We start from the raw sequence: 14,963 nt of genomic DNA on the forward strand, positions 1-14,963 counted from the left end.
TTACTCTTCGCGGCTGATGCCGAAATGCTTATAGGCGTGCTGCGTGGCCATCCGGCCGCGCGGTGTGCGCTGAATAAAGCCCTGCTGGATCAGGAAGGGTTCGATAACGTCCTCAATGGTTTCACGCTCCTCACCAATCGCCGCCGCCAGATTATCCAGCCCCACCGGACCGCCCATGAACTTGTCGATGATCGCCAGCAGCAGCTTGCGGTCCATATAGTCGAAGCCCTGATTGTCCACATTGAGCATATCCAGCGCGCTGGCGGCCACTTCGCCGCTCATGTTGCCGCTGGCGCGCACTTCGGCGAAGTCACGTACACGGCGCAGCAGGCGGTTGGCGATACGCGGCGTACCGCGCGCGCGACGCGCCACTTCCAGCGCGCCCTCTTCGCTCAGCGTCAGCCCCAGGCAGGCGGCGCTGCGTCCGACGATGTGCTGCAGATCCGGCACATTGTAGAACTCCAGACGCTGCACAATCCCAAAGCGATCGCGCAGCGGTGAGGTGAGCGAGCCTGCGCGGGTGGTGGCACCAATCAGGGTAAACGGCGGCAAATCCAGTTTGATCGAGCGCGCTGCGGGTCCGTCGCCGATCATGATATCCAGCTGATAATCTTCCATCGCCGGATACAGCACCTCTTCCACTACCGGCGACAGGCGATGAATTTCATCGATAAACAAGACGTCGTGCGGTTCAAGGTTGGTGAGCATCGCTGCCAGGTCACCGGCCTTTTCCAGCACCGGACCGGACGTGGTGCGCAGATTGACGCCCATCTCATTAGCTACGATGTTGGCCAGCGTGGTTTTACCCAGCCCGGGCGGACCAAAGATCAGCAGGTGGTCCAGCGCATCGCCGCGCAGTTTGGCGGCCTGGATGAAAATCTCCATCTGCTCGCGCACCTGCGGCTGCCCGACATATTCCGTCAGCAGTTTGGGGCGAATAGCGCGGTCAAGGCTCTCTTCCTCAGTGAAAGAACTGCCCGAGACCAGGCGGTCGGCTTCAATCATGCATTACCTCAAATAGCAGCGCGCAGGGCTTCGCGAATCAGGGTTTCACAATCCGCTTCTGGTTTGCCAACCTTGCTGACCATACGGCTGGCTTCCTGCGGTTTATAACCCAGCGCTACCAGCGCCGCAACTGCTTCAGCCTCGGCGTCGTTGTTATCCTGCTGAGCCGACGGTGTGGTCAGGGTAAACGCCGAGTCGCCGCCAAACAGGTCGCCGTGCATGCCTTTGAAGCGATCTTTCATCTCAACCACCAGACGCTCAGCGGTTTTCTTGCCCACGCCCGGCAGCTTCACCAGCGAGGCGATCTCTTCGCGCTCCACCGCCGTGACAAACTGCTGCGCTGACATGCCGGAAAGAATCGCCAGCGCCAGTTTGGGCCCGACGCCGTTGACTTTGATCAGCTCACGGAACAGCGCCCGCTCCTGCTTACTGTTAAACCCGAAGAGCAGCTGCGCATCTTCCCGCACCACAAACTGGGTGAAGATAATAGCTTCCTGGTTGATGTCTGGCAGCTCGTAAAAGCAGGTCATTGGCAGGTGCACTTCGTAACCCACACCGTGCGCCTCAATCAGCACCAGCGGCGGCTGTTTTTCCAGAATAATGCCTCGTAAACGACCAATCACCTGAGCAATTCCTTAGTGTATGTGTAAGCGTCTGAATCATCGGCCTCCTGCCACACCGCGCTCAACCGCGCGCCTGCTGGAGGTAAAATGTCGGCTATGTATATCATAAAAAAGGCTGGATGCATATCCAGCCTATTGAATGGCCACGCTTTTGCTAACCGGATCGCAAACGTCCGCGCGTCAGCACCAGTTTGCTGTCGCTCATGCGCGCCGCATTCTGGCTGACGTGGCAATGGGTGATGGCGATGGCCAGCGCATCGGCGGCATCCGCCTGCGGATTGGCCGGCAGTTTGAGCAGCGTGCGCACCATGTGCTGCACCTGGCTTTTTTCCGCGCTACCGATGCCGGTTACCGTCTGCTTCACCTGACGGGCCGCATACTCAAACACCGGCAGCTCAAGATTGACTGCTGCGACAATTGCCGCGCCACGCGCCTGCCCCAGCTTGAGCGCCGAATCCGCGTTCTTCGCCATAAACACCTGCTCAATGGCGAAGTAATCCGGCGCGAACTGGGTGATGATTTCGCTGACGCCAGCGTAAATCAGTTTGAGGCGGGAAGGCAGATCGGTGACGTTAGTGCGGATACAGCCGCTGCCCAGATAGCTGAGCTGGCGGCCGGTCTGGCGGATGACACCGTAGCCGGTGACGCGCGAGCCGGGGTCAATCCCGAGTATTATCGCCATAGCGCGTCTCCGTATTGCAGGATTTTGCGTAACGCCATTACAGCGTTTCCGCTACCTCATCAGAAATTTCACCGTTATGGTAAACTTCCTGCACATCATCACAATCTTCCAGCATGTCGATCAGACGCAGCAGTTTAGGTGCCGTCTCGGCATCCAGTTCCGCTTTGGTTGATGGAATCATCGACACTTCAGCACTGTCGGCTTTCAGACCGGTGGCTTCCAGTGCATCGCGCACGCTGCCCAGCTCTTCCCACGCGGTAAAGACGTCAATCGCGCCATCGTCATAGCTCACGACGTCCTCTGCACCCGCTTCCAGCGCCGCTTCCATCACGGCATCTTCGTCCTGGCCTGGCGCGAAGGAGATCACGCCTTTCTTGCTGAACAGGTAAGAGACCGAACCGTCGGTGCCGAGGTTACCGCCGGTTTTGCTGAAGGCGTGACGCACTTCGCCCACGGTACGGTTACGGTTATCGCTCAGACACTCCACCATGACCGCAGAGCCGCCCGGACCGTAACCTTCATAGATGATGGTTTCCATGTTGCTGTCATCTTCACCGCCGACGCCGCGCGCGATAGCACGGTTCATGGTGTCACGCGTCATGTTGTTGGACAGGGCTTTGTCCATCGCTGCGCGCAGACGCGGGTTGGAGCCGGCATCGCCACCGCCCAGCTTGGCCGCTGTGACCAGCTCGCGAATGATTTTGGTGAAGATTTTACCGCGCTTAGCGTCCTGAGCCGCTTTGCGGTGCTTTGTATTCGCCCATTTACTATGTCCTGCCATCTTACATATTCTCCGATCTTTAACAGGGTGCAGGCTATCTTGCTGGCAATCTTGTTCCCCGGCAGTGCGCGCAATCCTCACGTACTCATGTACGCTCCGGTTGCTATGCGTTAGCGGTGAACAACCTTGCTGCGCCGATGACGCCTGACTGTTCTATTTTAGCGGTGCAAATCTTTCGACTTACACCGTATGTCTGTAATTTAACGATAAAACCACCGGAAAAACGCGCGGTGGCGGGCATTCAGATAAATTCGTCGATTGCCTGACGATTACTCCACGAGCGGGTTAATGCGGCGGCGGCGGCCGGTGTCAGCCACTGTGCGGCGAGGTGCTCGCTCAGCAGTGGCTGGCGTTCAGCGGGCAGCGCCAGCCGGAACCAGTGTTCCCGGTTATGCGTAATGCCCGGCGCATAGCGATGGCGATAGTGCGGAAAGATCTCAAACTCAATCTGTTTGTGGCAATCTTCCAGCACCAGCCCCTCTGCGGCGATATCAATCGCCAGCTCTTCAGCCACTTCGCGCTGCGCCGTTTGCGCCGGCGTTTCGCCCGGCTCCAGGCTGCCGGTAACCGACTGCCAGAAGCTGGGGTCATCGCGCCGCTGCAGCATTAACACCCGGCCGGTATCTTGCGCAAAAATCACCACCAGCACCGATACCGGGTGTTTATAGCCCATTATTTCGTCTCTGGAGTGACTTTCTTCGGCGCGATCTGGATACCGAGGTCCGCCAGCGCCGCCGGGTTAGCTTCGCTTGGCGCTTCGGTCATCAGACAGGCCGCCGCGGTGGTTTTCGGGAACGCAATCACATCGCGGATATTGTCGGTGCCGGTCAGCAGCATGGTCAGACGGTCAAGACCGAATGCCAGACCTGCATGCGGCGGGGTACCGAACTTCAGCGCATCCAGCAGGAAGCCAAACTTCTCACGCTGCTCTTCTTCGCTGATGCCCAGAATGCTAAACACCGTCTGCTGCATATTGCCGCTGTGGATACGCACCGAACCGCCGCCCACTTCATAACCGTTGATCACCATATCGTAGGCGTTAGCCACCGCCTGCGTCGGATCGGCCGCCAGCTGTTCCGCCGTCAGCGCTTTTGGCGAGGTAAACGGATGGTGCATCGCCGCCAGGCCGCCCTCGTCGTCCTCTTCGAACATCGGGAAGTCAACAACCCACAGCGGAGCCCAGGCTTTATCATTGGTGATTTGCAGGTCACGGCCCACTTTCAGGCGCAGTGCACCCAGTGCATCCGCCACCACTTTGGCACGGTCGGCGCCGAAGAAGATCAGGTCGCCGTCCTGCGCGTCGGTACGCTGCAGAATAGCTTCAACGATCTCCGGTGTCAGGAATTTGGCCACCGGGCTCTGCACGCCGTCGAAACCGCTGGCGCGCGCATTGATCTTCATCCACGCCAGACCTTTGGCACCGTAAATGCCAACAAAGCTGCCGTATTCGTCGATTTGCTTACGCGTCAGCGCGGCACCGCCCGGCACGCGCAGCGCCGCGACGCGACCTTTCGGGTCGTTTGCCGGGCCGGCGAACACCTGGAATTCGACGTTTTTCAGCAGGTCAGCAACGTCTACCAGCTCCATTGGGTTACGCAGGTCTGGCTTATCGGAGCCGTAACGGTTCATCGCTTCGGCGAAGGTCATCTGCGGGAAGTCACCGAGGTCGACGCCTTTGATGTCCAGCCACAGTTCACGGATCATCTGCTCCATCACGCTGCGCACCTGCTCGGCGCTCATGAACGAGGTTTCCACGTCGATCTGGGTGAACTCCGGCTGACGGTCTGCGCGCAGGTCTTCATCACGGAAGCATTTGACGATCTGATAGTAGCGATCAAAACCAGACATCATCAGCAGCTGTTTGAACAGCTGCGGTGACTGTGGCAGCGCGTAGAATTTACCTTTGTGCACCCGGCTCGGCACCAGGTAGTCACGCGCGCCTTCCGGCGTGGCTTTGGTCAGCATCGGGGTTTCGATGTCGAGGAAGCCTTCACCGTCCATAAAGCGGCGCACGAAGCTGGTAATTCTGGCACGGGTTTTCAGACGCTGCGCCATTTCCGGACGACGCAGGTCGAGGTAGCGATAGGTCAGACGCGCTTCTTCGCTGTTGGTCTGGTTAGAATCCAGCGGCAGCGGTTCTGCGCGGTTGATAATGTTCAGCTCATGGGCAAACACTTCGATGTCACCGGTGGCCATGTCGCTGTTGCGGTTTTTCTCTTCACGCGCACGCACAGTACCGGTGATCTGGATACAGAATTCATTACGCAGTTCAGACGCCAGCTGGAAAGCCTGCTGATGATCGGCATCGAAAAACACCTGCGCGATGCCTTCGCGGTCACGCATATCGATAAAAATCAGGCTGCCGAGATCGCGACGGCGATTGACCCAGCCGCAGAGTGTAACTTGCTGACCCACATGAGACAGATTGAGCTGTCCGCAATATTCTGTACGCATAACGTATCCTTTTAACTTCGCCGCTGCTGCCAGACAGCATCAGGCCGCGTAACCTTCTGAGATGCTGCCGCAAAAAAGGCGGCTATTATAATGGAAAATGGCAGGCAGGATAAGCAGATCCCGCGCAAAGCGGACAAATCGTCAGCGTTTGCTGCGCGATCGGTTCCTGCTCGTGGCAAAACCGGGTAACGTACGGCGCATTTTCCGCGCCACAGCAGGCAGGAGCAGTTTTGACACTTCGTATTGGATTACCACAATGGCAGCACGCCAACTGGAAAGTATTGGGTATCGAAACCCTGGCGGATTACGCCCGGCTGTTCGGCTGCGTCGAAGGCAACACCACGCTTTACGCGCTGCCCAAACCGGAAGTGGTGCAGCGCTGGTATGACATGACTGACGACGCCTTTCGCTTCTGCTTTAAATTTCCTGACACCATCAGCCACAAAGCGGCGCTGAAGAACTGCGATGAGCTGGTGAATGAATTTCTGCGCCTGCTGGATCCGCTCAGCCAGCGCATCGGTCAGTACTGGCTGCAGCTGCCCGCCGTCTTTTCACCGGCGCAGCTGACAGATTTATGGGCATTTCTCGATCGCCTGCCGCGCAGTTTTCACTATGGCGTTGAAGTGCGCCATGCGGCCTTTTTTGCCAAAGGCGAGGCCGAGCGCGCGCTGAATCGCGGCCTGCATCAGCGCGGGGTTAATCGGGTGATTCTCGACAGCCGTCCGGTGCACGCCTCTGCCTCGCTCAGCCCGGCCGCCGTGCATGCGCGCGCGCAAAAGCCGCGCGTGCCGACGCACGCGGTGCGCACTGCCGGACGGCCGATGGTGCGCTTTATCGGCAGCGACAGCGTGGAGGAGAGCCTGCCACTGTTTGATGTCTGGCAGCAAAAACTGGCGGACTGGCAGCACGACAGCGACCCGCTGCTGTTCATCCACACGCCGGATATGGGCGCGGTGTTTCCGCTGCTGCAGGCGCTGTGGCCGCAGCTGCAACAGCTGGAGCCGACGCTGCGCCCGCTGCCCGTCTGGCCACAGCAATCCAGCCTGTTCTAAACGCAGGGAAACGGGTGCAGCCTGCGGCAGTTTCTGCCAGAATAGCGCCCTTTCCGTTTTCTCTCCGGATAATTCATTATGTCTGACCGCGATACGCTATTCTCCGCGCCCATCGATAAACTGGGCGACTGGACCTTTGACGAGCGCGTGGCTGAAGTCTTTCCCGATATGATTCAGCGCTCGGTGCCGGGTTACTCCAACATCATTTCGATGATTGGAATGCTGGCAGAACGCTTTGTGCAGCCCAACAGCCAGGTTTACGATCTCGGCTGCTCGCTGGGCGCGGCCACGCTGGCGGTGCGCCGCAATATTCAGGCACCGGGTTGCCAGATTATTGCCGTCGATAATTCGCCGGCGATGGTGGAACGCTGCCGCCGTCACATCGACGCCTTCCGCGCCGCTACGCCGGTGCAGGTGCTGGAAGCGGATATCCGCGATGTCCACATCGAAAACGCCTCACTGGTGGTGCTCAACTTTACCCTGCAGTTCCTTGAGCCGGACGCGCGCCTGACGCTGCTGCAGAAAATCGCCGCCGGCCTCAATCCGGGCGGTGCGCTGGTGCTGTCGGAAAAGTTCAGCTTTGAAGATGCCGACGTCGGCGAACTGCTGTTCAACATGCACCACGACTTTAAGCGCGCCAACGGCTACAGCGAGCTGGAGATCAGCCAGAAGCGCAGCATGCTGGAGAACGTGATGCTGACGGACAGCGTGGAAACGCATAAAGCCCGTCTGAAAAGCGCTGGCTTTGCCCACGCCGAGCTGTGGTTCCAGTGCTTTAACTTTGGCTCACTGGTGGCGTTGAAATGATTGATTTTGGCCGTTTTTATCAGCAAATCGCCACCGGACCGCTCGCCAGCTGGCTGGAAGTGTTGCCGGCGCAGGTCGCCGCCTGGCAGCGTGAAAACCTGCATGGACATTTTCGCAACTGGGAGAAGTCGGTCGACAATCTGCCGCTGCTGGTGCCGCAGCAGCTCGATCTGCTACACAGCGTCAGCGCGCAGCATGACGCGTTAACCGATCGCCAGCGCGCCGGCATCGAAAAGCTGCTGCGTAACCTGATGCCGTGGCGCAAAGGGCCGTTTTCGCTCTACGGCTGCGACATCGACACCGAATGGCGCTCCGACTGGAAGTGGGACCGCGTGCTGCCGCATATCTCTTCGCTGGCCGGTCGAACCGTGCTGGATGTGGGCTGCGGCAGCGGTTATCACATGTGGCGCATGATTGGTGCCGGCGCGCAGCTGGTGGTCGGTATCGATCCGATGCAGCTGTTCCTGTGCCAGTTCGAAGCGGTGCGTAAGCTGCTGGGTGACGATCGCCGTGCGCATCTGCTGCCACTGGGCATTGAGCAGCTGCCGGCGCTGCAGGCGTTCGACACCGTGTTCTCCATGGGCGTGCTCTATCACCGGCGTTCGCCGCTCGACCATCTGCTGCAGCTGAAAAATCAGCTGGTCAGCGACGGTGAACTGGTGCTGGAGACGCTGGTAATTGAAGGCGATGAAAACGCGGTGCTGGTACCGGGTGAACGCTATGCGCAGATGCGCAACGTTTACTTTATTCCGTCTGCGGCGGCGCTGAAAAACTGGCTGGAGAAGTGCGGTTTTGTTGATGTGCGCATCGCCGATTACGCCATCACCTCGGTGGAAGAGCAGCGTCGCACCGACTGGATGACCAGCGAATCGCTGGCGGAGTTCCTCGATCCGCACGACAGCAGCAAAACGACCGAAGGCTATCCCGCCCCGCTGCGTGCCGTGCTGGTGGCGCGTAAACCGTAATGCTTAACGCCGCGACAGCGCCAGCTTCGCGGCGAAACCAATAAACACGCAGCCGGTGAGGCGATCCATCACTTTTAACACTGCCGGACGGCGCAGATGATCAGCAAAGTACTGGCTGCCGCTAATCAATACCGCGTTCCACACTAAGCCAATCACCATGTGGGTGAGCGCCATCAGCGTGCACCACAGCGCCACCGAACCGCCGGCCGGGATAAACTGTGGCAGAAAAGTGACGTAAAAGACCCCGACTTTGGGATTGAGCAGGTTACCGGTCAGGCCACGCGCCAAGCAGGTCAGATAGCGCTCTTCCCTCTTTTGCCCCTGCTGCCCGCTGGCCACCGTGCTGCGCGGGTTAAGCAGCAGTCTGACGCCGAGATACAGCAGGTACACGGCACCGATGCCTTTCAGCAGGTTATAAGCCATTTCCGAAGCCAGCAGCAGCGCGCCTAAGCCCAGCCCGACCGCCACGCCCCACACCAGACAGCCGAGCGTAACGCCCAATGCCGTCGCCGAGGCACGCTGCCAGCCCTGCGCAGCCGCCGAACGCAGCACCAGCGCGGTATCGAAGCCGGGCGTCAGCGTAAGCAGGGTAATGGCGAAAAGGAATGAAATAATCAGTGTCATGATGGGCTCCCGGGTTGTGCACAGAACAGCATACGCGACGGCGCATCAATTGTCCGTCGCCGGACGATCCCAGTACTGATATTTGTAGGCCGAACTCAGATGCCGCTCGATGGTGCCTTTGGCAAACACTTCGGTCTCATGCAAATAGCTCAGCGTGCAATTGCCCACCTCGTCCCACAACTGGCACTCATCCACCGAGCGCAAAGTGCTGACCGGCGTGGTCGAGGTGCCGTGCAGCCGCAGTTCGCGCCACTGATTATCGTAGCTGTAGGTCTCTTTGCTGCGCGCGCTGGTAGATGCCACCACCCGCCCCTGCGGATTCCAGCGCCAGGTATTCTCGCCGTTAGCCAGCGCATCGCTGCCGCGCGCGATACTTTTTTCCAGCCGGAAGTGTTTATCGTAGCGGTAAGTGGTATCGGTAAAGCCCTCTTTTCCCATGCTGGTAAATTTATCCGAGGCGCTGATGATGTTGCCGTGTTGCCCCATCTGCCAGCTGATGGTGCCCTGCCGGTTATCCACCACTTCCTCTTTGCCCGCGCGGGTCACTTTAACCAGATAAGCATAGTCAGCCACCCAGCCGCGCTGCACGCGCGCGATATGCTGCTCCATGCTCAGCACCACGTTGCCTTCGCTTTTGTCATAGGTGATGTCAGCCACCATCAGATCGCCACACTGGTCAAACTGCCCGAGCACGCGCTTCTGCGAGTTGACGTCTTTACCAAACTCCCCGGCCACCACCTGGCGCACCGCGCCTTTGGCGTCGCCACCCAGCATAATCCAGTTGTTGCTGCTGGTGATGTTTTTGCTCAGCGGCGGGCAGGTGCTGCTGGCGGCCAGCGCCGCGCCGGCAACGGGGAACAGCAGAATCACAACAGCGTAAGGGAGGGATTTCATCAGCGTTATCCGCGCGTTAAGCCAAAGAGTAATCAAAGCATCTTTTTCACCAATGCGCTATTCATGGCGAAGCGGCAGACAAAAAGAACCCCAGCAAGGAACTGGGGTTTGGTACTTGCAAACATCACGTCAGGTTTTCGGCGTGCTGCGCGGCAAAATTGGTACGGGTCAGGCGACCCGGTCAACGCTCATCTGCATCATACTCTTCATGGCTTCGACGACATCGCCATCGACACAGGAGCGGCTGAATTCATCGGTTTCCGCTTCAGAACACATCGAGACACCGGCTTTACGGTAGCGCATCGGTGACGCGACGGCGCGGCTGGCGGAGCTGTGGACTTCCTGCAATCCGCTGTCGAGGAACTTTTGCAGATTGCTGAGGCGCACGCCTGCCCCTGCCATAATAATTGGACCGGTGCTGTGTTCATTTAGTTCCCGTAATAATGCAATTCCGGTTTCAGCGCTCTGCTGCTGACCGGAAGTCAGAATGCGGGCGATCCCTAAATCAGACAGCACCTCCAGCGAACGCTTCGGGCTGTGACACAAATCAAAGGCGCGATGGAAGGTCACCGCCATGCCGTCGCACAGCGCCATAATCTGCTGCATGCGTACCGTGTCGACGTGCGCATCTTCGTCCAGCATGCCAATCACCAGGCCAGGAAAACCCAGCTCGCGAATGCGCGCCACGTCCGATTTCATCACCTCAAATTCGCGTGCGGTGTAACAAAAATCGCCGCCGCGCGGCCGCACGATCGGGTGGACCGGAATGGTCAGTTCACGCTGTGCGGCTTCCAGCATACCCGCCGAAGGTGTCAGTCCGCCTTCACGCGGAGCACTGCACAGCTCCACGCGATCGGCACCGGACGCCTGCGCAGTCATTGCGCAGTCGATGCCATAGCAACAAATTTCCAGTTTCGTCATACATTGCTCCTTTTCATGACTGCTGGCTCGGGAGGAGTGCATCAGTTAGTCTGCTCATTCAGACAGTTTACGTGGAAAGCGCACTATGGCATTCGATTTTGATCAAGGGATAGACCGTCGTCACAGCGATAGTTTGAAATGGCACAAATATGGTGATCGCGATGTGCTGCCTTTGTGGGTTGCCGACACCGATTTTCGCTCGCCGCCGTGCATCATTGAGGCCATTAAACAGCGTGCCGACCACGGTGTTTTCGGCTACGGCGCGACGCCGCACGGCTTGATTGATATCACTATTTCCCGCTTAGCCCAGCGCTATGGCTGGCAGATTGAGCCGGAATGGATTGTGTTGCTGCCGGGCGTGGTGAGCGGCCTGAATTTATCGGTCCGGGCATTTACCGAGTCGTCGCAAAGCACCGTGGCACCGACGCCGATTTATCCGCCGTTTCGCGCGGCGGCGCGGCTGGCGCAGCGCGCTCAGATCAATCTGCCATTGCAATTGCAGCAGGATCGCTGGGTGATGCAGCTGGATGACAGCCAGATGCAGGGCAACGAGCGCCTGCTCATGCTATGCAATCCGCAGAATCCGGGCGGCACCGTCTACCGCCGTGATGAGCTGGAGGCGCAGCTGGCCTTTGCCCAACGCCACAATCTGCTGGTGTGCTCCGATGAAATCCATTGTGACCTGCTGTTAACGCCTGGCGTACAGCACATTCCGTTTGCCTCGCTGAGCGAAGACGCCGCCCAGCGCAGCATTACCCTGATTTCGCCATCTAAAACCTTCAACATCGCCGGGCTGGGTGCGTCCATGGCCATTATCCCTCATCCCGAACTGCGGAAACGCTTTAAGCAGGTGCGTGAAGGCATCGTACCGGGTGTGGATATTCTGGCGCTGGTGGCGGCGGAAGCCGCATGGCGCGACGGTGATGCGTGGCTGGCGGACCAGCTGGCTTACCTGCGCGCCAATCGTGACTGGCTGGTGCAGCAGGTAAATGCGCTGCCGGAACTCAGCATGGTCGCGCCAGAGGCCAGCTACCTCGGCTGGATTGACGCCAGCCAGCTGGATGTCGCCAGCCCGGCGCTGTATTTCGAAAAACACGGTCTCGGTTTCTCGCCGGGCCGTGATTTCGGCGACGATCGCTTCGTGCGCTTCAACTTTGGCTGCACGCGCGCCACCCTGCAGCAGGCGGTATCGCGCCTGCAGCAGGCGGTGGCAGCGCGGCGCTAAGCCTGTTCGCTGGCAACGATCTCCTCCAGCCGCCACGGATGAAACTTAATGGTGGTTTGCCCGTCCGTCACCGCTAAGGTCGGATTGGGCAGACGTTCCTTTTCGCCCTGCGGCGTGCTGGTTTTAAACGCGATTCCCGGCTGCGTCAGCGCCTCATCTGCCAGCAACGCCATCGCACGCATGCCCAGCGTTTCAGGCTCGCCACGCAACACAATTTCCACATGCTCCCAGCCTTCATGGCGATACAGCTTCTCACCGGGCCACGGCAGCTCGATCACCTCCACCTGCCAGCCCGCGATGCGCAGCGGCTGATGCAGCTTAAACAGGCAGATCGGCCGTCCATTAATCATCGCTTCGGAAAACTGATCGCCGATTTGCAGTAACCCGGCTTTCCAGCGTTCTGCCGTGGCGAACTGGTGACAGCGCACCGCTACGTGGTCCGCCTCATGCTGCGTGAGGTCAAGACCGAGGCGTGCCGCAAAGTCTTGCAAAGCCTGTTCAAATCGGGACAGGTCTTGTTTTAAGTCACTCAGTTCTGAAGGAAAATCCAGATTCATACGTTAAATACCTCAAACTCAGTTCAGATCTTTTAATTAATGAAAAAACAGGGCTGCCGCAGCTTTCGCTTGACAAAATGCTCGGATTCATCCGATTTCACGCCAAAAACCTTCAAAAACCGCATAAATCGCCCCTCTCTTTCGGATTAATCGCGTAATCAGGTCCACACGTTACTTTATAAAAGTGCCTTAACCAACTGTTATTATTAACAATAATTAATACAATGAGATAACTCTTATTTACCTGTCAATCAATTGCAGTAGCTGACCCTTTCTTATAAATTTGGGTTTCACAACTACAAGGAATGGCCCTATGTCTATGCTCATTGTTGTCGCGGTCCTGATAGCCTTGATGGGATTTGCAATTTCCCGCCACTGGAAGGTGCGTGAAGACAAAAGCGTTAAAAATCCCCGTCGCCACCCGCGCCGCCGTTAACCGGCGCGCGGGCCTGCGTCCACCGGCAGCCGTAACCGATTGCTGACGCACCCCAACATTTCACGTATACTTCCCCTCTTATTTTTTCCGTCCCGACACGCACGCGGGATGACGACATCGGCTCGCCCTCAGCTGGCGGGCCTTTTCAGCATATGAAGGTAACGCGGTGAATATTCAGGCTCTTCTTTCCGATAAAGTCAGTCAGGCGATGGTGGCGGCAGGCGCACCGGCCGATTGCGAACCGCAGGTTCGTCAGTCTGCAAAAGTGCAGTTCGGCGATTACCAGGCGAACGGTATCATGGCCGTGGCGAAAAAGCTCGGTCAGGTGCCGCGCCAGCTGGCTGAACAGGTAGTTCAGCATCTGGATCTGGCTGGCATCGCCAGCAAAGTCGACATCGCCGGTCCCGGCTTTATCAACATCTTCCTCGACCGCCAGTGGCTGGCACAGCAGGCCGCGCAGGCGCTGCAGCTGCCACGCCTGGGCGTCAGCGAAGTGACACCTCAGACTATCGTAATTGACTACTCGGCGCCCAACGTGGCGAAAGAGATGCACGTCGGTCACGTGCGATCCACCATCATCGGTGATGCCGCGGTGCGCACCCAGGAGTTCCTCGGTCATCACGTCATCCGCGCTAACCACGTCGGTGACTGGGGCACACAGTTTGGCATGCTGATCGCCTATCTGGAGAAGCAGCAGAACGAGCACCATGAAGATATCGCGCTGGCTGATCTGGAAGCCTTCTACCGCGAAGCGAAACGCACCTATGACGAAGACGAAGCCTTCGCCGAGCGCGCACGCGGTTACGTGGTGAAACTGCAGGGTGGCGACGAATATTGCCGCGCCATGTGGAAGAAGCTGGTGGATATCACCATGAGTCAGAACCAGCAGGTGTATGACCGCCTTAACGTCACCCTGACGCGTAAGGATGTGATGGGTGAAAGCCTGTATAACGACATGCTGCCGGGCATCGTTGCCGATCTGCGCGAAAAAGGGCTGGCGGTGACCAGCGAAGGCGCCACCGTGGTCTTCCTTGATGAGTTTAAAAACAAGGAAGGTGAACCGATGGGCGTGATCATCCAGAAGAAGGATGGCGGCTATCTCTACACCACCACCGATATCGCCTGCGCAAAATATCGCTATGAAACGCTGCATGCCGATCGCGTGCTGTACTACATCGATTCCCGCCAGCATCAGCATCTGCAGCAGGCGTGGACCATCGTGCGCAAAGCGGGCTATGTGCCGGAGTCAGTGCCGCTGGAGCACCATGCGTTCGGCATGATGCTGGGCAAAGATGGCCGTCCGTTCAAGACGCGCAGCGGTGGCACCATCAAACTCTCCGATCTGCTGGATGAAGCCGTTGAGCGCGCCCATGCGCTGGTCAGCGAGAAGAATCCGGAGATGAGCGCGACAGAGCTGAAAGAGCTGGCGGAAGTGGTCGGCATTGGCGCGGTGAAATACGCCGACCTGTCGAAAAGCCGCACCACCGATTACATCTTCGACTGGGACAACATGCTGGCGTTTGAAGGCAACACCGCGCCGTACATGCAGTATGCCTACACGCGTGTGCTCTCGGTATTCCGCAAAGCGGGCATTGAGGCGGACAGCCTGCACGGTGATATCAGCCTGACTGACGAGCGCGAAGCGCTGCTGGCGACCCGTCTGCTGCAGTTTGAAGAGACCATCACCCAGGTCGCGCGCGACGGCACGCCGCACGTGATGTGTGCTTATCTGTACGATCTGGCCGGTCTGTTCTCGGGCTTCTATGAGCACTGCCCGATTCTCTCCGCCGAAGAGGAAAACGTGCGCAACAGCCGTCTGCAGCTGGCTGCGCTGACGGCGAAAACCCTGAAGCAGGGGCTGGATACGCTGGGCATCAAAACCGTCGAGCGAATGTAAGCCTAAAAAAACCCGCTGCGGCGGGTTTTTTATTGGCTAT

General features: G+C 58.5%; 16 protein-coding genes. 6 read left to right on the forward strand and 10 right to left on the reverse strand.

Features of this window, described 5'->3' with window-relative positions; translation table 11 throughout:
- The 6 genes from ruvB to aspS form a co-directional block, all read right to left on the reverse strand.
- The gene (gene ruvB / locus F3J36_RS04955; RefSeq protein ID WP_021509970.1) at positions 1-1,005 is read right to left on the reverse strand and encodes a Holliday junction branch migration DNA helicase RuvB; all 1,005 of its coding nucleotides are present in this window, start codon (positions 1,003-1,005) and stop codon (positions 1-3) included.
- Positions 1,006-1,013: 8 nt separating this feature from the next.
- Entirely contained in the window at positions 1,014-1,628 is a 615-nt protein-coding gene (ruvA, locus tag F3J36_RS04960; RefSeq protein WP_166719052.1) for a Holliday junction branch migration protein RuvA, read from the reverse strand.
- Between the two features lie 154 nt (positions 1,629-1,782).
- Positions 1,783-2,310: a crossover junction endodeoxyribonuclease RuvC gene (gene ruvC, locus F3J36_RS04965; protein WP_166719053.1), complete on the reverse strand. Its 528-nt coding sequence runs from the start codon at positions 2,308-2,310 to the stop codon at positions 1,783-1,785.
- 37 nt (positions 2,311-2,347) lie between these two features.
- Complete coding sequence (locus F3J36_RS04970) at positions 2,348-3,091, reverse strand: YebC/PmpR family DNA-binding transcriptional regulator (protein WP_021509967.1); 744 nt, start codon at positions 3,089-3,091, stop codon at positions 2,348-2,350.
- A gap of 241 nt (positions 3,092-3,332) precedes the next feature.
- Positions 3,333-3,764 (reverse strand): dihydroneopterin triphosphate diphosphatase, encoded by a 432-nt coding sequence (gene nudB, locus F3J36_RS04975; RefSeq protein ID WP_058771222.1) that lies wholly within the window; start codon positions 3,762-3,764, stop codon positions 3,333-3,335.
- Complete coding sequence (gene aspS, locus F3J36_RS04980; RefSeq protein ID WP_150360578.1) at positions 3,764-5,545, reverse strand: aspartate--tRNA ligase; 1,782 nt, start codon at positions 5,543-5,545, stop codon at positions 3,764-3,766. Before aspS ends, nudB begins: the two co-directional genes overlap by 1 nt.
- A 230-nt stretch (positions 5,546-5,775) precedes the next feature.
- Between aspS and F3J36_RS04985 the strand changes: the two genes are divergently transcribed.
- From F3J36_RS04985 to cmoB, 3 genes are all read left to right on the forward strand, one after another.
- On the forward strand, positions 5,776-6,597 hold the full coding sequence (locus tag F3J36_RS04985) for a DUF72 domain-containing protein (protein ID WP_166719054.1): 822 nt from the start codon (positions 5,776-5,778) through the stop codon (positions 6,595-6,597).
- 78 nt (positions 6,598-6,675) lie between these two features.
- Positions 6,676-7,404, forward strand: coding sequence for a carboxy-S-adenosyl-L-methionine synthase CmoA (cmoA, locus tag F3J36_RS04990; RefSeq protein ID WP_021509963.1), 729 nt, complete (start codon positions 6,676-6,678; stop codon positions 7,402-7,404).
- Positions 7,401-8,369 carry a tRNA 5-methoxyuridine(34)/uridine 5-oxyacetic acid(34) synthase CmoB gene (cmoB, locus tag F3J36_RS04995; protein WP_166719055.1) on the forward strand — a complete coding sequence of 323 codons (969 nt, stop codon included), beginning with the start codon at positions 7,401-7,403 and terminating at the stop codon, positions 8,367-8,369. The genes cmoA and cmoB overlap by 4 nt, the downstream gene beginning before the upstream one ends.
- Before the next feature lie 3 nt (positions 8,370-8,372).
- Here cmoB and F3J36_RS05000 read toward each other — a convergent pair whose 3' ends face one another.
- The 3 genes from F3J36_RS05000 to cutC form a co-directional block, all read right to left on the reverse strand.
- Entirely contained in the window at positions 8,373-8,993 is a 621-nt protein-coding gene (locus F3J36_RS05000; RefSeq protein ID WP_166719056.1) for a LysE family translocator, read from the reverse strand.
- Between the two features lie 45 nt (positions 8,994-9,038).
- A complete protein-coding gene (locus F3J36_RS05005; RefSeq protein ID WP_166719057.1) occupies positions 9,039-9,887 on the reverse strand; it encodes a hypothetical protein in 849 nt (282 codons plus the stop codon).
- Positions 9,888-10,055: 168 nt separating this feature from the next.
- Positions 10,056-10,808 (reverse strand): copper homeostasis protein CutC, encoded by a 753-nt coding sequence (cutC, locus tag F3J36_RS05010; protein WP_166719058.1) that lies wholly within the window; start codon positions 10,806-10,808, stop codon positions 10,056-10,058.
- Between the two features lie 85 nt (positions 10,809-10,893).
- Between cutC and F3J36_RS05015 the strand changes: the two genes are divergently transcribed.
- Complete coding sequence (locus F3J36_RS05015; RefSeq protein ID WP_166719059.1) at positions 10,894-12,033, forward strand: MalY/PatB family protein; 1,140 nt, start codon at positions 10,894-10,896, stop codon at positions 12,031-12,033.
- On the opposite strand, the gene F3J36_RS05020 is transcribed toward F3J36_RS05015, so the two are convergent.
- Complete coding sequence (locus tag F3J36_RS05020) at positions 12,030-12,590, reverse strand: VOC family protein (RefSeq protein ID WP_166719060.1); 561 nt, start codon at positions 12,588-12,590, stop codon at positions 12,030-12,032. The genes F3J36_RS05015 and F3J36_RS05020 overlap by 4 nt on opposite strands.
- Positions 12,591-12,903: 313 nt before the next feature.
- On the opposite strand from F3J36_RS05020, the gene F3J36_RS24300 reads away from it, so the two are divergent.
- Entirely contained in the window at positions 12,904-13,026 is a 123-nt protein-coding gene (locus F3J36_RS24300) for a hypothetical protein (protein ID WP_007889544.1), read from the forward strand.
- A 166-nt stretch (positions 13,027-13,192) separates the two neighbouring features.
- Positions 13,193-14,923, forward strand: coding sequence for an arginine--tRNA ligase (gene argS, locus F3J36_RS05025; protein WP_166719061.1), 1,731 nt, complete (start codon positions 13,193-13,195; stop codon positions 14,921-14,923).
- The last annotated feature ends 40 nt before the right edge of the window (positions 14,924-14,963 follow it).

The organism is Pantoea sp. Cy-640, assembly GCF_011752635.1.
GTDB classification, from domain to species: domain Bacteria; phylum Pseudomonadota; class Gammaproteobacteria; order Enterobacterales; family Enterobacteriaceae; genus Pantoea; species Pantoea dispersa.

What these genes read in the sequence shown, in the direction of transcription:
- cutC (WP_166719058.1), bottom strand. Translation starts at nt 10,808, where the DNA reads ATGACGAAACTGGAAATTTGTTGCTATGGCATCGACTGCGCAATGACT.
- cmoB (WP_166719055.1), top strand. Translation starts at nt 7,401, where the DNA reads ATGATTGATTTTGGCCGTTTTTATCAGCAAATCGCCACCGGACCGCTC.
- aspS (WP_150360578.1), bottom strand. Translation starts at nt 5,545, where the DNA reads ATGCGTACAGAATATTGCGGACAGCTCAATCTGTCTCATGTGGGTCAG.
- ruvB (WP_021509970.1), bottom strand. Translation starts at nt 1,005, where the DNA reads ATGATTGAAGCCGACCGCCTGGTCTCGGGCAGTTCTTTCACTGAGGAA.
- F3J36_RS04970 (WP_021509967.1), bottom strand. Translation starts at nt 3,091, where the DNA reads ATGGCAGGACATAGTAAATGGGCGAATACAAAGCACCGCAAAGCGGCT.
- nudB (WP_058771222.1), bottom strand. Translation starts at nt 3,764, where the DNA reads ATGGGCTATAAACACCCGGTATCGGTGCTGGTGGTGATTTTTGCGCAA.
- F3J36_RS05020 (WP_166719060.1), bottom strand. Translation starts at nt 12,590, where the DNA reads ATGAATCTGGATTTTCCTTCAGAACTGAGTGACTTAAAACAAGACCTG.
- F3J36_RS05015 (WP_166719059.1), top strand. Translation starts at nt 10,894, where the DNA reads ATGGCATTCGATTTTGATCAAGGGATAGACCGTCGTCACAGCGATAGT.
- ruvC (WP_166719053.1), bottom strand. Translation starts at nt 2,310, where the DNA reads ATGGCGATAATACTCGGGATTGACCCCGGCTCGCGCGTCACCGGCTAC.
- F3J36_RS05000 (WP_166719056.1), bottom strand. Translation starts at nt 8,993, where the DNA reads ATGACACTGATTATTTCATTCCTTTTCGCCATTACCCTGCTTACGCTG.
- F3J36_RS05005 (WP_166719057.1), bottom strand. Translation starts at nt 9,887, where the DNA reads ATGAAATCCCTCCCTTACGCTGTTGTGATTCTGCTGTTCCCCGTTGCC.
- cmoA (WP_021509963.1), top strand. Translation starts at nt 6,676, where the DNA reads ATGTCTGACCGCGATACGCTATTCTCCGCGCCCATCGATAAACTGGGC.
- F3J36_RS24300 (WP_007889544.1), top strand. Translation starts at nt 12,904, where the DNA reads ATGTCTATGCTCATTGTTGTCGCGGTCCTGATAGCCTTGATGGGATTT.